Here is a 13,663-nt window from a genome sequence, read left to right as displayed (position 1 = left end):
CCATGCCCCAAGCAAGCTCCATTTCCGTTCTCGTCGTCGATGACCAGCTGACCATGCGGGCGCTGATCCGCAACGCCCTGCAGCAGATCGGCTTCAAGGACATCCGCGAGGCGCCGGACGGCGAAGAGGCTCTCAAGAACCTCCTGGCCAAGCCGGCCAACCTGGTGATCTCGGACTTCAACATGCCGAAGATGGACGGCCTGGCCCTGCTGCGCGCCGTGCGCTCGCACCCGCCGATCCGCCAGACCGCCTTCGTCATGCTGACCGGCCGCGCCGACCGCGAGCTGGTGCAGCGCGCCGTGCAGTTCGGGGTCAACAATTACTGCGTCAAGCCGTTCACCGTGCAGGGCCTGCGCGACAAGATCGAGCAAGTGTTCGGACAGCTGACATGATCGGCAGGGATTATTCTCACGACGACGAGCTGCGCGCGACCAAGGTCCACGTGACCCAGGGCGAAAGCCATGTCTCGACCGATCCCAACGTGGTGATGACCACGGTGCTGGGCTCGTGCATCGCCGCATGCATCCGCGACCCGCAGGCGGGCGTCGGCGGCATGAACCACTTCCTGCTGCCCGACGCCGGCGACGGCCGGGGCGGCAGCGGCGGCGACGCGGTCCGCTACGGCGCCTACGCCATGGAACTGCTGATCAACGGCCTGCTGAAGAAGGGCGCCCGCCGCGAGCGGCTGGAAGCCAAGATCTTCGGCGGCGGCAAGCTGTTCGACAGCCTGTCGGACGTCGGCGCCAGCAACGCGGCCTTCGCCGAGCGTTTCCTGCGCGACGAAGGCATTCCGATCGTTTCGTCCAGCGTCGGCGGCGTCTCGGCCCGCCGGGTCGAGTTCTGGCCGGTCACCGGCCGGGTGCGCCAGCGCCTCGTGGCCGTCGACAACGCGCCGCAGGAAGTGCGTCGTCCCGCCCCCATTCCCCAGCCCGCGTCCAACGCCGGCGACCTGGAGCTGTTCTAGTCCCCATGACCGCCCCGTCGACCGCCGCCGCCGATATCATCGTCTCGCCGGACCACCAGCTTCCGGTGGGCGAGCTGTCGCGCCGGCTGGCGGCCGAACTGGCGGCCGCGGCGATGATCTGCCGCGAGTGCGAGCACGTGGCGGGCGAGCTGGCCACCGGCGGCGCGGCCCTGGAAAACATCACCCGCCTGCAAGCCCTCGACGAGCTGAGCCAGCGCCTGCACGGCCTGTCGGACGTGCTGGCCCGCATCAGCCAGCACGCTTCCGGCGAATGGAGCCTGTCGGTCGACCCGCTGCTCGAGGGCCTGGGCCTGGCCGACCTCGTGGTGCGCCTGCGTTCCGACCAGGAGCATTCGGGCTGGGGCGCCGAGGCCGGCGAACTCGACTTCTTCTGAGGCCTCGATGCCCGAGCCGCTCAATCCATCGACGCGGATAAACCTCGAGCGCGCCACCGTGCTGGTGCTCGACGACAACGGCGCGTCGCTCGACATCCTGTCGGGCGTCGTCTCCGGTTTCGGCGTGCGCACCCTGCACCGCGCGGAATCCGTCAAGGACGCCCAGGCGCTGGTGAAGATCCATACCTTCGACCTGATCATCAGCGACGTGCAGATGCCGGAGGTCGACGGCTACGAGTTCATCCAGTGGCTGCGGCGCGAGGCGCCCGAGCAGAACCGCTATGTCCCGGTCATCCTGGTCACCGGCCACACCCGCATCTCGCAGGTGTTCAAGAACCGGGACGCCGGATCCAACTTCACCGTCGCCAAGCCGATCACGCCCAAAATCCTGCTGGAGCGGATCTTCTGGGTGGCGCGCGAGGAGCGAGCCTTCATCGAGTGCGATACGTACATCGGGCCCGATCGCAGGTTCAAACACGAGGGGCCGCCGCCGGGGACGGACGGCCGACGCAAGGACGACCTTCAGGGGGAGGTTGGGGATGCCCAGGAGCCCAACATGTCCCAAGAGGAAATCAACAATCTGATGAAGGTCGCGAAGGTGCAGATATGACCGTTCGCAAGTTCCGTCCCCCGAACCGCCTGGCCGCCATGATCAAGGATCGCGGCGGCATACTGGCCAAGGACGCGGTCGCCGCGGCCGAAGCCAATATCGAGACGCTGCGCGACAGCTCGCTGGCGGCCCTGGACGCCGCCCTCGAGGCCATCGAGGCGCGCTTCGGACCGGGCGCGCCCGACCGCGCCAGCGAGGACTTCGAGACCCTCTACACCCTGACCCTCAAGATCGTGGACGTTGCCGGCTTCGCCGCCGACGCCGGGGTCGACGAGGCGGCGGTGTCGCTGTGCGCCCTGGTCGACGGCTGCGCCGAGGCCAAGGCCTGGCGCTGGGACGCGGTCGACGTCCACCTGTCGGCGCTGCGCCTGCTGCGCAACGTCGGCGCCGGCCTGCCGCCGGAACAGCGCCGGGGCATGCTCGACGGCCTGCACAAGGTCGCCCAGCGCTGAAACCCGCCCTTTCGTAGCGCCGGCGCCACGATCGCGCCGGCCAATACAACTGGTACCGGTCCCACCCCTTGATGCGTCCTCCGGTGTTTGTTACGCGTTCGTTGCTACCGGTGTCAGACAAGCCCGACAAGGGTTGACACCGGTTTCCAGAATGACGGCCGAGAATGGTCGCGTGGGAAGGACACGAGACTGTTTCGGAGCCACGGCGGGGCCTTCCCAGGCTGCGCCGCAACGAAACGAACGGGAGGAGGACCAATGTCTTACGGACATGACGCGCGCCTGCGCGCTCTGAAGATCAGCGTCTCGGCCGGCGCCGTGGCCATGGCCCTGGCGGCCGCGGGCTCGGCCATGGCGCAGGAAGCTCAAGCCACCACCGAAAGCGACGCCGTCGAGGCCGTCGTGGTCACCGGCTTCCGCAACAGCCTGGCCAAGGCCCTGAACGTCAAGCGCGAGGAAGCCGCGGCCACCGACTCCATCCTGGCCGAGGACATCGGCAAGTTCCCCGACCTCAACCTGTCGGAATCCATCCAGCGCATCCCGGGCGTCGCCCTGGCCCGCGACGGCGGCGAAGGCCGTCAAATCTCGGTGCGGGGCCTGGGCCCCCAGTTCACCCGCGTGCGCATCAACGGCATGGAGGCCCTGACCACCGCCGGCGGCGCCGACCCCTCGGGCGGCACCAACCGCGGCCGCTCGTTCGACTTCAACATCTTCGCCTCGGACCTGTTCAACGCCATCACGGTGCGCAAGACCGCCGAGGCGACGACGGAAGAGGGCTCGCTGGGCGCCACGGTCGACCTGCGCACCGCCCGTCCGTTCGACTACAACGGCTTTGCGATGTCGGCCTCGGCCCAGGCCAGCTTCAACGACCTGTCCGAGAAGACCACGCCGCGCGGCGCCTTCATGATCTCCAACACCTGGGCCGACGGTAAGCTCGGGGCGCTGTTCTCGATCGCCTACACCAAGCGCAAGATCGTCGAGGAAGGCCACAGCACCGTGCGCTGGGCCACCGGCAACGCCTTCTCGCCCGGCTTTGACGCCCTGCCCCAGACCAGCGGCGCCAATATCGGCACGCCGGGCCTGGTCAACAGCTCGGCCTCGGCCGTGGCCAACAACGCCGCCCTGCACCCGCGCTTCCCGCGCGTCGACCACTTCAACAGCGACCAGGAGCGCCTGGGCGCCACCCTGGCCCTGCAGTTCCGGCCGTTCGAGGGCACGACGATCTCGTTCGACGCCCTCTATGCCGACCTGAAGGGCACCCGCGAGGAGTCGTACCTGGAGGCCCCGTCCTTCAGCACCGGCGGCGCCTGCACGGCCGCCAACGCCGCCACCAGCTGCGGCATCGCCGACACCAACGTGGTCTCCTCGACCATCCAGGACGGCGTGATGGTCAAGGGCGTGTTCGACGACGTCGACCTGGCCGTCGAGAACCGCTTCGACAAGCTGCGCACCAAGTTCACCCAGTTCTCGCTGACCGGCGAACACCAGATCAACGACAACTTCACGATCAACGGCTTCGTCGGCCACTCGGAATCGGACCACACCAACCCGATCCAGACGACGCTGCGCTTCGACTACTTCAACGTCGACGGCTATTCCTACGACTACACCGACAGCCGCAATCCGAAGTTCAGCTACGGCAACGCCGCCCTGACCGACCCGACCAAGTGGCGCCTGACCCAGATCCGCCTGCGCCCGCAGACCGCGCTCAACACCTATGACGCGGCCCAGGCCTGGGGCGTCTACAAGCTGAACGACACCTGGTCGATCAACGCCGGCCTGAACTTCAAGCAGTACGACTTCGAAACCACCGAGATGCGCCGTACGGTGGGCACCACCACCAACCAGGAAACGGTGATCCCGCCGGCCATCGCGGCCATGTCGCTGGCCAATTTCAGCACCCTGGCCACCCTCGGCGGCACGCAGACGGTCATCCCGAGCATCGCCAAGGCCGTCTCGGCGCTCAGCCTCTATGACCCCACCGCCTACGGCGGCGCCTTCCGCCTGGGTTCGGAGCCGTCGCTCGGCAACAACCGCAGCGTCACCGAGGAAAACCGCGGCGGCTACGCCCAGGCCGACTTCCGCACGGAAGTGGGCGACTGGGGCCTGCGGGGCAATTTCGGCGTCCGCTACGTGAAGACCAAGCAGTACGCCACCGGCTTCACCTATGTCGGCGGCTCGCCGGTCGCCATCTCGGCCGGCCGCGAGTACGACGACACCCTGCCCTCGATGAACCTGGTGCTGGAGCCCAGCGAGAACTTCCTGATCCGCTTCGGCGCGGCCAAGGTGATGTCGCGTCCGGACCTGGGCAGCCTGACCCCTGGCTCGACGGTCAGCGTCTCGGGCACGGCCCGCAGCGTCACCGCCGGCAACCCGAACCTGGACCCGTTCCGCGCCAAGACCTTCGACCTGGCGTTCGAATGGTACTTCCAGAGCCAGGCCCTGCTGTCGCTGGCCCTGTTCCAGAAGGACATCGACAGCCTGGTGCAGACGGTCACCACCTCGACCACCTTCACCGGCAACCCGTTCGGCATTCCCGACAGCGTCGCCATCGCCGCCTGCGGCACGACGGTCGGCTGCAGCCCCTCGGCGCAGTGGAACTTCTCGACCCCCGTCAACACCGACGGCGGCAAGGTCAAGGGCTTCGAGGTCAACTACCAGCAGCCGTTCAAGTTCCTGCCCAGCTTCCTGGCCAACACCGGCGTGCTGCTGAACTACACCTACGTGAAGTCGGACGTGAAGTACGTGAACTCGGCCGGCGCCGTCGTGGCCTCGACCGACCTGACCGGCCTGTCGCGCAACGGCTACAACGCCACCCTCTACTACGAAGACGCCAAGTGGAGCGCCCGCGTCTCGGCCTCGTACCGCGACCGCTACCTGACCCGCGTGCTGGGCCAGGAGCACACCGCGGCCGCGCCGGTGCTCTATGACGGCACCAACGAGACGTTCAACGTCGACGCCTCGGTGCAGTACACCCTCAACGACCAGTTCAAGATCACGCTGGAAGGCGTGAACCTGACCGACGAGTACCAGGACCAGTTCACCGGCACGCAGAACATGCCGGTGGTCTATCACCACACGGGTCGCGAGATCCTGCTGGGCCTGCGCTACAAGTTCTGATCCGGACTTGATGCGCCCCGCCTTCGGGGGGAGGCGGCGGAACGGGGCGTCGGCGAAAGCCGGCGCCCTTTTTCGTTGGAACCTCCCCCTTTGGGGGAGGCGATCGCGCAGCGATCGGTGGGGGGAGCGGACACTGACCTTCCGACTCTTCGAAAGCTGAAAACGTCCCCCCTCCGGCCCTTCGGGCCACCTCCCCCTTCAGGAGGAGGATCCTGGCTCTCAGTCCGGCCAGAGGTCCTGGATGTCGCCCTTGCGGTTGAGCATGTGCGTCGCGCGCTTGATCAGCATCAGGAGGCGCTCGCGGCGGCCCTCGCCGTCATAGGTCAGAGTCGTGCGGGCCAGGCCTTCCAGCATGAAGCGGGCGAGGTCGCGGCTGGCCTGGAAGCGCGGGCCGGCGCCGGCGTGCAGGATCTTCAGGAAGTGGTCGCCGGCCTGGGCGCGGTCGAACTCGGCCTGGGCCGGGGCCAGCAGGGCCTGGATGGCCGGATCCGTGCGGCCGGCCGCCTCCAGCTCGGCGAAGGCCAGGAACGGCTCGCTCTGCAACAGGTCCCAGTAGCTGTCGATGGCGTGCTCGGTGACGTCGGCGCCGCTCGGCAGGCTGTCGGCGGCGGCGCGGAACAGGGCCGAGCGCGCGGCCTGGACGTGGGCCACCGCGGCCTCGACCAGGGCCTCGCGGGTCGGGAAGTGATACAGCATCGCCCCGCGCGTCAGGCCCGCGGCGTCGGCGATCACCGGGTTGGTGGCCGCGTGATAGCCGGTCTCGGCGAACAGGCGCATGGCGCAGTCGAGGATGCGCGCGCGCGTCTTCAGCGACTTGGGTGTGTCCTTGGCGAGGCGGGCGGCGTCCATCGGGGTCATCTAGTGCGGACGATGCTGCGCTGCAACAGTCGTTTTCCCTATCAATGCAAGGGATCACGGCCGTTTCAAGTCGTCACCTGAGCGCCTGCCACAACGGCGCCGACTGATCGAAACAAGGGCTTCCGTAACGGCGCCTGCCGAGACGCCGCCCTCACCGTCCGCGGCGCCCCGCCGCATCCGACGCCGAACCCGGACGGTTTCATTAAAGCGACATGCAATCAGCTTATCCGCACCCTCGAGTTCTCGCTTGGGATGGCGGTCGTCGCGGGGGCGGCCCGCCGCAGCGCTGGGGAAGCCGTCATGGCCGCCGACACCGAGATCCGCCGCTATCGCAGCATCTTCATCAGCGATATCCATCTGGGTACGCGCGGCTGCCAGGCCGAGCTGCTGCTGGACTTCATCCGGCACGTGGAATGCGACAAGCTCTATCTGGTCGGCGACATCGTCGACGGCTGGAAGCTGCGCAGCGGCTGGTACTGGCCCCAGAGCCACAACGACGTGGTGCAGAAGATCCTGCGCCTGGCCCGCAAGGGCGTCGAGGTGATCTACGTGCCCGGCAACCACGACGACCGCGTGCGCGACTTCTGCGGCACCCACTTCGGCGGCGTGGTCGTGGCCCGCGACGTGATCCACGAGGCGGCCGACGGCAAGCGCTACCTGGTGGTTCACGGCGACGAGTTCGACGGCGTCGTGCAGCATGCCAAGTGGCTCGCCTTCCTCGGGGATTGGTCCTATAGAACCATCCTCATGCTGAACACCTTGCTCAACCGCGCGCGGCGGAGGATGGGGTTCGGTTACTGGAGTCTCTCGGCCTATCTGAAGGTCAAGGTGAAGAACGCATTGCAGTTCATCGAGAACTTCGAAGCCGCCGTCGCCGACGAAGCCCGTCGGCGCGGCGTCGACGGCGTCATCTGCGGCCATATCCACAAGGCCGAGATGCGGGAGATCGACGGTATTCTTTACGTCAACGACGGTGACTGGGTTGAAAGCTGCACCGCTCTGGTGGAGCATATGGACGGCCAGCTCGAAATCCTCGAATGGTCCAAGATGAGGTCCTGGTCGGTGATCGACCGGGCCCGGGCGCTCGCCGTCGAGCCCCCGTTGCCGGAGCCTGCCGCCGCCTGATGCGGATACTTCTCGCCACCGACGCATGGGAACCGCAGGTCAACGGCGTGGTTCGGACCCTCACCAAGGTGATGGCCGAGCTGCGCGCCATGGGCCATGAGGTGGACGTGGTCAGCCCTGACCAGTTCCCCACCTTCCCGCTGCCCACCTATCCCGAAATCAAGCTCGCGATCGGCGCCTACGAGCCGGTGCAGGAGCGCTTCAAGTCGTTCGAGCCCGAGGCGATCCACATCGCCACCGAGGGTCCGATCGGCCTGGCCGCGCGCCGCATCTGCCTGGAGTGGAAGCTGCCGTTCACGACCAGCTACCACACGCGCTTCCCCGAGTACGTCTCGGCCCGCCTGCCGCTGCCGCTGGCGGCCGGCTACACCTACATGCGCTGGTTCCACAAGCCGTCGGGCCGCCTGATGGTGGCCACGCCGACCATGCGCGACGAGCTGGTGCGCCACGGTTTCCGCAACATCTCGCCCTGGTCGCGCGGCGTCGACACCGACGTGTTCAAGCCGCGCCAGCCGGACGAGCCGGACCTGTTCGAGGGGCTGGCCCGGCCGATCTTCCTCAATGTCGGCCGCGTGGCCGTCGAGAAGAACATCGAGGCCTTCGCCAGCCTCGACCTGCCGGGCACCAAGGTCGTCATCGGCGACGGTCCCCAGCGCGAGGAGCTGGCCGAGAAGTATCCCGAGGTGAAGTTCCTGGGCGCCAAGTTCGGCGACGAACTGGCCCGCCACTTCGCCTGCGCCGACGTGTTCTGCTTCCCGTCCCTGACCGACACCTTCGGCCTGGTGATCCTGGAAGCCATGGCCGCCGGCGTGCCGGTGGCGGCGTTCTCGGCCCCCGGCCCCATCGACATCATTCCCGGCTCCGGCGCCGGCGTGCTGGCCCCCGGCCAGACCGACGGCCTGCGCGAGGCGTGCCTGGCCTGCCTGGACATCGACCACGCCGCGGTGCGCAAGTTCGCCGAGGGCTTCTCGTGGCGCGCCTGCGCCGAGGAGTTCTTCAAGAACCTGCAGCCCTACCCCGAACCGGAAAAAACCCGCTTCTGGCGCCGCCTGCGCCGTCTGGCGCGCATCCGCCGCAAGACGGCGGCTTAAAGACGCTCCCCCTGAAGGGGGAGCTGTCGCCCCGGGTCCGGCCAAAGGCCGGCCCGAGGATAAACTCCGCGACTGAGGGGGAAGGGATTGCTCGCGCCTGCGGCTGTCGCCGGCTCATCAGAAACTCCCCCCTCCGGCCCTCTGGCCACCTCCCCCTTCAGGGGGAGGATCAGGCTACTCCTTCCACCTCAGGATCAGCTGGCCGCCGCGGACCTCGTAGGAGTCCAGGGTGTTGAGGAAGCTCATGCCCAGCAGCGAGGCGCTCATCGGGGCCTGGTTGATGTCCACCGGGAAGCGGTCGCGGCGGATCGGGCCGATCTCCAGGCGCTCGGCGGTCCACTGGGCGCCGTAGCCCAGGCCGTTGGCGGTCTCGCTGGTCTGGTCAAAGCGCAGCGAGGCCATGTCGACACCGATCCGCTGGGCGTCGGCGGGGCTGAGCACGGTGTTGGTGGCCCCGGTGTCGACCAGGAACAGCACGCGCTGGCCGTTGACCTGGCCGACGATGACGAAGGCGCCGCTGGCGTCCTGGGCCACGCGCAGTTCGCGCTCGCCCGTGGCCACCGGCTCGCCGATGTTCAGGGTCATGCGCAGGCGCTGGGGCGCCTCGGCCAGTTCGGCGCGGTAGAGATAGCCGACGGCCAGGACGAGGACGATTCCGGCCCAGATCGCCGCATAGCCCAGGCCGTGCAGCGCCTGGCGGCGGGTCGCCCGCAGAAGGCCGGTCGAGAGGGCCGCGGCCAGGAGGCCGCCCCAGACCAGATAGAACCAGTCGTCGGTTTCCCGCAGGGCCCAGGGCGAGGCCCGCAGCAGCAGGCCCACAACGGCAAGGCCCGCCGAAACAACGACGAACCAGACCAGCCAGCGCCGCCACGAGGCGCGCACGGGACGCGCCTCGGCCGGCTCGGGCGGCGGTTCACCACCCCAGGGTCCCGGATGGCTCATGCCCCCTGCCCCGCCGTCAGTCCTCGTCGCCCTCTCGGCCCTTGCCGGCCTTGAGGATCACCTTGTCGATGCGCGAGCCGTCCATGTCGACGATCTCAACGTCGAAGGCGCCCAGATGCAGGATCTCGCCCTCGGCCGGGATGCGGCCCAGGCGGTCGAGGATCAGGCCGGCGACGGTGTGATAGCCGCCCTCGGCCTCGAAGTTCTCGCCCAGGGCGTCGTTGAGCTCCTGGATGTCGAGGCGGGCGTCGACCAGCCAGCTGCCGTCCTCGCGGCGCAGGATGCGGCGCTCGCCCTCGTCGTGATCTTCCGGGAAGTCGCCGGCGATCATTTCCAGGAGGTCGATCGGGGTAATCACGCCCTGCACCGAACCGAACTCGTCGACCACCAGGGCCACGTGCAGCGAGGTCTGCTTGAAGACGGCCATGGCGCGCAGCAGCGACATGGTCTCGGGGATGGCGATCGGCTGCTGGATGTGGGCGCGCAGGTCCAGCGGCTCGCCGCCGAGGCAGGCGTCCAGCAGGTCCTTCTTCAGCACCACGCCGATCTCGCCGTCGAGGTCGCCTTCCATGGCCACCACGATGCGCGAATAGGGGCACTCGCGCACCTCGGCCAGCACGGCCTGCGGCTCGTCGGACAGCGAGATCCAGTAGAGGTCGCGGCGCGGGGTCATGGCCACGCGCACCGGACGGTCGCCCAGGCGCAGCACCTCCTGGATCATCGAGCGCTCCTCCGGCTCGATCAGGCCGGCGTCGGCGCCTTCGGCCAGGACGGTCTCGACCTCTTCGGAAGTAATGCCGCTGTTGCGCTCGTCGCGCACGCCCATCAGCTTGAGGATGGCGGCGGTCGACACCGTCAGCAGGGTCACGAACGGGCGCAGCACGGTGGCCACCAGGGCCAGGAACGGCGCCATGGCGCGGGCGATGGTGTCGGGGAAGATCAAAGCGAGGCGCTTGGGCACCAGCTCGCCGAGGATCACCGACACGTAGGTCAGGCCGACGACGACGATGGTGGTGGCGATGATTTCCGAATGCGGGCCGATCACGGGCTGCGGCTCGAGCCACTTGTCCAGCGCGCCGGCGATGGTGGCCTGGCCGTAGGCGCCGGCCAGGATGCCGATCAGGGTGATGCCCACCTGCACGGCCGACAGAAAGCGGGTCGGATGCTCGGCCAGGGAGAGGGCGATCTTGGCCCCGCGGTCTCCTCGATCGGCCTGGCTCTGTAGTCTGGCCCGGCGCGCGGAGACCACCGCGAGTTCGGACATGGCGAAGACCCCGTTCAGCAGAACGAGGAACAGAACGACGGCGAGCGCGAGGAGTATCATTGTCCCTAGGGGCAAGTGACGCGGCGCCGGACGGCGGCCACGGCCCAGACTTTCCTTACGCGGCGCGGGCGGACCGGGGGGCACTATACAAAAGAAAACGCCGCGGCCCATAGGACCGCGACGCAATCTTCGGTCGCGCGGCTAAAACCGCCCGCAAAAGCGCCCTTTTTTACGAGGCCGGACGCGCCATCGTGGTCTTCTTGGCCACGATGTCCTTCTGGGCCTGGTGCTGGCCGGGCGGCAGCGGGATCAGGCCCCGGCCCTGCAGGTAGCCGCCACGCCCGGTGGCGGCGTCGGAGGTGAACTCCTTCAGGAACTCGTCCAGGCCCGGCGTGACCCCGATGCTGTTCTTCTTGACGTAGATGAACAGCGAGCGCGACAGCGGGTAGGAGCCGTCGGCGATCGACTGGGCCGAGGGCCGCACGCCGTTGACCGAAGCGCCCTTGATCTTGTCCATGTTCTCTTCGAGGTAGGACCAGCCGAACACGCCCAGCGCGCCGGGCGTCTTGGTCAGGGTGCCGACCAGAGCATTGTCGTTCTCGCCGGCGTCGATCCAGCCGTCGCCACGCAGCGGGTCGACCTTGGCCTTGAACAGCTTCTCGTTGTCCGAGCGGATCGCGTCGATCGAAGGGAACTTGCGGGCGCCGGCCTCGATGGCCAGCTCGACGAAGGCGTCGCGGGTGCCCGAGGTCGGGGGCGGACCGTAGACCAGGATCTTGTTGCCCGGCAGGCCGCCGCCGACGTCGTCCCAGCTGTTGGTGGTGTTCTTCACCCACTGGCCGCCCTTGTAGACATTGGCCGACAGGCCCAGGAACAGCTGCTCGGTCTTGAAGTTGTAGTCGGCGCCGTCCTTGTCGGTGGCGACCACGATGCCGTCGAAGCCGATCTTGATCTGGATGATGTCCTTGACGCCCTTGGCGGCGCACTGGTCGAACTCCGACTTCCTCATCGGCCGCGAGGCGTTGGCGATGTCGGGAAAGCCCTCGCCCTGCCCGCCGCAGAACAGCTTGATGCCGCCGCCGGTGCCCAGGCTCTCGACCTTCGGAGCCTTCTTGCCGGACTTCTTGGCGTAGTTCTCGGCGGTGCGGGTGGCGAAGGGAAAGACGGTCGACGAGCCGGCGGCCCAGACATAGTCGCGGGCCGCGTGGGCGGGAACGGCGGCCAGGCCCGACAGGACGAGCGCGCCGGCCGCGCAGGACAGAAGCTTCTTCATCTCGAAATCCTGAAGAAAGGGGTGAGCCGGACGGCCGCGCCGCCCGGCGAAGGGAGCGGCGGCGCTAGAAGTCCAGCTGGGCGCGCAGCTGGAACTGCTTGATCCCGTAGTCCTGGTTGGCGCCGAAATTGTCGACGTCGCCGTCGGTGTAGTTGGCCTGGAAGCGGACGTAACCGGTCGGGTAGTAGTTCACGCCCAGGGTGACGCCCTTGTATTCGCCCGCCTGCGAGGCAGCCGGCTTGGTCTTCAGGGTCTCGTAGGCCTCGGTGGTATCGGCGACGTCGTAGCGCAGGGCCAGCTCGACCCCGCCCCAGCCGCCGGCGGTCACCGGATTGAGGATCTTCGGCCGCTTGAACTCGCCGGCCATGGCGTCGTAGTTGCGCAGCTCGCCGGTCGGCCAGAAGGTCACATAGGCGTAGCCGACCTTGATCTTCGGGTCACCGCCGACGGCCGCGCCGCCCTGGCGGGTGACGTCGATCGAGGCGTACTCCCCCTGAACCGAGAACGGCCCGTGCACATAGGCGCCCTCGAAGGCCAGGGTGTTGTCGCGATTGCCGATGCCGCCCGTCGTGTAGAAGGTGGCGTTGCTGTAGGCGGTGTTGGTGCGGCCGCTGTAGACGAAGGCGCCCTCGTCGCCGCGGTTGCGGTAGCGGTAGGACAGCGCCAGATGCAGCTTGTCGAGATCGCCGTTGACCGGCGCCCAGTGGGCGCGCGTGGTCAGGGTGATGCGCTCCTTGGAGTCGGCGTTGGCGTTGGCCAGGTCGACGGTGTTGATCGGCGCGCCCTGCACCGCGCCCGTCAGGCTGTAGTTCAGCCCCTGGTACTTGGCCACCACGCCCAGCAGGTAGGAATCGACGCCGAAATCCCCGTACGGACCCCGGTCCAGGAAGGTGATGAAACGGGTCGAGGTCAGGTTCTCGAGACCGGTGGCCTTGATGTTGCCGAACAGCAGCGAGATCGGCTCGTTCGGCTTGTACTCGATGACGACGTCGTCCCAGGTCCAGGCGCCGCCGTTCACGGCGCCGCCCTCGGCCTTGTAGGCGAAATAGTTGTTCAGCTTGCCCTCGATCCCGAGGAAGGCCTGGCGGCCGCGGACGTTGCGGGTTTTGAAGTCGCCGCCGGGGCCGTCGCGCTGGACGTCCTGGAACACGGCGTCGAGCAGGATCCGTCCACGGACCTTGAAGGCCACGTCGTCATTGGAAAATTGCGGCGCCCCGCTCCATTTGACGCCCATGTCCTGGGCCTGGGCCGCGACGCCAAGGCCCAGGGCGAGGAACGCTCCCAGGGCCGAACGGGCACACAACGAGGTACTGATACTCATACGAGACCCCCCTCTTGCAGCTGCCCTCTGTTTTCGACGCCCGCGACGGGCGTGATGAGGACGATTTGCGGCTTTAAAGAGGGGTCGTGACGGTTCGAGCACCGTTGCACGACAGATCGGTGACAATCGTTCTTTCGTTCGATGAACGGAGATATTTCCGCAACGACAGGCCACCACAGCCCCGCCCGTGACGTCAGCTTACGGACAAAACTCGACGCACCCGCCCAAAAGCAGAAGGGCGGCCCGTCGCC

The 13,663-nt window shown here is 67.9% G+C and carries 13 protein-coding genes; 8 read left to right on the top strand and 5 right to left on the bottom strand.

Annotated features, from left to right (window positions below):
* Nucleotides 1–2 precede the first annotated feature (2 nt).
* From P7A99_RS09005 to P7A99_RS08980, 6 genes are all read left to right on the top strand, one after another.
* Nucleotides 3–392 carry a response regulator gene (locus P7A99_RS09005; protein ID WP_058347350.1) on the top strand — a complete coding sequence of 130 codons (390 nt, stop codon included), beginning with the start codon at nucleotides 3–5 and terminating at the stop codon, nucleotides 390–392.
* The gene (locus P7A99_RS09000) at nucleotides 389–964 is read left to right on the top strand and encodes a chemotaxis protein CheD (RefSeq protein WP_058347349.1); all 576 of its coding nucleotides are present in this window, start codon (nucleotides 389–391) and stop codon (nucleotides 962–964) included. Before P7A99_RS09005 ends, P7A99_RS09000 begins: the two co-directional genes overlap by 4 nt.
* 5 nt (nucleotides 965–969) lie before the next feature.
* Nucleotides 970–1,359 carry a chemotaxis protein CheU gene (locus P7A99_RS08995; protein ID WP_277793547.1) on the top strand — a complete coding sequence of 130 codons (390 nt, stop codon included), beginning with the start codon at nucleotides 970–972 and terminating at the stop codon, nucleotides 1,357–1,359.
* Nucleotides 1,360–1,366: 7 nt separating this feature from the next.
* Nucleotides 1,367–1,969, top strand: a complete 603-nt coding sequence (locus tag P7A99_RS08990) for a response regulator (RefSeq protein ID WP_277793546.1) — start codon at nucleotides 1,367–1,369, stop codon at nucleotides 1,967–1,969.
* Nucleotides 1,966–2,421, top strand: coding sequence for a chemotaxis protein CheE (locus P7A99_RS08985; RefSeq protein WP_277793545.1), 456 nt, complete (start codon nucleotides 1,966–1,968; stop codon nucleotides 2,419–2,421). Before P7A99_RS08990 ends, P7A99_RS08985 begins: the two co-directional genes overlap by 4 nt.
* Nucleotides 2,422–2,676: 255 nt before the next feature.
* Complete coding sequence (locus tag P7A99_RS08980) at nucleotides 2,677–5,538, top strand: TonB-dependent receptor (protein ID WP_277793544.1); 2,862 nt, start codon at nucleotides 2,677–2,679, stop codon at nucleotides 5,536–5,538.
* 219 nt (nucleotides 5,539–5,757) lie between these two features.
* Here the strand turns inward: P7A99_RS08980 and P7A99_RS08975 are convergent, their stop codons facing one another.
* On the bottom strand, nucleotides 5,758–6,387 hold the full coding sequence (locus P7A99_RS08975) for a TetR/AcrR family transcriptional regulator (protein ID WP_277793543.1): 630 nt from the start codon (nucleotides 6,385–6,387) through the stop codon (nucleotides 5,758–5,760).
* Between the two features lie 309 nt (nucleotides 6,388–6,696).
* On the opposite strand from P7A99_RS08975, the gene P7A99_RS08970 reads away from it, so the two are divergent.
* Both P7A99_RS08970 and P7A99_RS08965 read left to right on the top strand, forming a co-directional pair.
* On the top strand, nucleotides 6,697–7,521 hold the full coding sequence (locus tag P7A99_RS08970; protein WP_101720624.1) for a UDP-2,3-diacylglucosamine diphosphatase: 825 nt from the start codon (nucleotides 6,697–6,699) through the stop codon (nucleotides 7,519–7,521).
* Nucleotides 7,521–8,612, top strand: coding sequence for a glycosyltransferase family 4 protein (locus tag P7A99_RS08965; RefSeq protein ID WP_101720623.1), 1,092 nt, complete (start codon nucleotides 7,521–7,523; stop codon nucleotides 8,610–8,612). The genes P7A99_RS08970 and P7A99_RS08965 overlap by 1 nt, the downstream gene beginning before the upstream one ends.
* Nucleotides 8,613–8,786: 174 nt before the next feature.
* On the opposite strand, the gene P7A99_RS08960 is transcribed toward P7A99_RS08965, so the two are convergent.
* The 4 genes from P7A99_RS08960 to P7A99_RS08945 all read right to left on the bottom strand — a co-directional run bounded on the left by P7A99_RS08960 (nucleotide 8,787) and on the right by P7A99_RS08945 (nucleotide 13,412).
* Nucleotides 8,787–9,554 (bottom strand): retropepsin-like aspartic protease family protein, encoded by a 768-nt coding sequence (locus tag P7A99_RS08960; RefSeq protein ID WP_277793542.1) that lies wholly within the window; start codon nucleotides 9,552–9,554, stop codon nucleotides 8,787–8,789.
* A 16-nt stretch (nucleotides 9,555–9,570) separates the two neighbouring features.
* Nucleotides 9,571–10,878 (bottom strand): hemolysin family protein, encoded by a 1,308-nt coding sequence (locus tag P7A99_RS08955; protein ID WP_277793541.1) that lies wholly within the window; start codon nucleotides 10,876–10,878, stop codon nucleotides 9,571–9,573.
* A 169-nt stretch (nucleotides 10,879–11,047) separates the two neighbouring features.
* Entirely contained in the window at nucleotides 11,048–12,091 is a 1,044-nt protein-coding gene (locus P7A99_RS08950; RefSeq protein WP_277793540.1) for a substrate-binding domain-containing protein, read from the bottom strand.
* A 64-nt stretch (nucleotides 12,092–12,155) separates the two neighbouring features.
* Nucleotides 12,156–13,412 (bottom strand): OprO/OprP family phosphate-selective porin, encoded by a 1,257-nt coding sequence (locus tag P7A99_RS08945; RefSeq protein ID WP_277793539.1) that lies wholly within the window; start codon nucleotides 13,410–13,412, stop codon nucleotides 12,156–12,158.
* Nucleotides 13,413–13,663 lie beyond the last annotated feature (251 nt).

It is taken from the genome of Caulobacter endophyticus (assembly GCF_029543245.1).
Taxonomy (GTDB): domain Bacteria; phylum Pseudomonadota; class Alphaproteobacteria; order Caulobacterales; family Caulobacteraceae; genus Caulobacter; species Caulobacter endophyticus_A.
Note: the sequence above shows the minus strand (reverse complement) of the source record. Positions and strands in the feature narration are given on the sequence as shown.

Coding starts and splice junctions, on each gene's coding strand:
- P7A99_RS08995 (WP_277793547.1), top strand. CDS start 970: ATGACCGCCCCGTCGACCGCCGCCGCCGATATCATCGTCTCGCCGGAC.
- P7A99_RS08960 (WP_277793542.1), bottom strand. CDS start 9,554: ATGAGCCATCCGGGACCCTGGGGTGGTGAACCGCCGCCCGAGCCGGCC.
- P7A99_RS08970 (WP_101720624.1), top strand. CDS start 6,697: ATGGCCGCCGACACCGAGATCCGCCGCTATCGCAGCATCTTCATCAGC.
- P7A99_RS08950 (WP_277793540.1), bottom strand. CDS start 12,091: ATGAAGAAGCTTCTGTCCTGCGCGGCCGGCGCGCTCGTCCTGTCGGGC.
- P7A99_RS08975 (WP_277793543.1), bottom strand. CDS start 6,387: ATGGACGCCGCCCGCCTCGCCAAGGACACACCCAAGTCGCTGAAGACG.
- P7A99_RS08955 (WP_277793541.1), bottom strand. CDS start 10,878: ATGATACTCCTCGCGCTCGCCGTCGTTCTGTTCCTCGTTCTGCTGAAC.
- P7A99_RS08945 (WP_277793539.1), bottom strand. CDS start 13,412: ATGAGTATCAGTACCTCGTTGTGTGCCCGTTCGGCCCTGGGAGCGTTC.
- P7A99_RS08990 (WP_277793546.1), top strand. CDS start 1,367: ATGCCCGAGCCGCTCAATCCATCGACGCGGATAAACCTCGAGCGCGCC.
- P7A99_RS08980 (WP_277793544.1), top strand. CDS start 2,677: ATGTCTTACGGACATGACGCGCGCCTGCGCGCTCTGAAGATCAGCGTC.
- P7A99_RS08985 (WP_277793545.1), top strand. CDS start 1,966: ATGACCGTTCGCAAGTTCCGTCCCCCGAACCGCCTGGCCGCCATGATC.
- P7A99_RS08965 (WP_101720623.1), top strand. CDS start 7,521: ATGCGGATACTTCTCGCCACCGACGCATGGGAACCGCAGGTCAACGGC.
- P7A99_RS09000 (WP_058347349.1), top strand. CDS start 389: ATGATCGGCAGGGATTATTCTCACGACGACGAGCTGCGCGCGACCAAG.
- P7A99_RS09005 (WP_058347350.1), top strand. CDS start 3: ATGCCCCAAGCAAGCTCCATTTCCGTTCTCGTCGTCGATGACCAGCTG.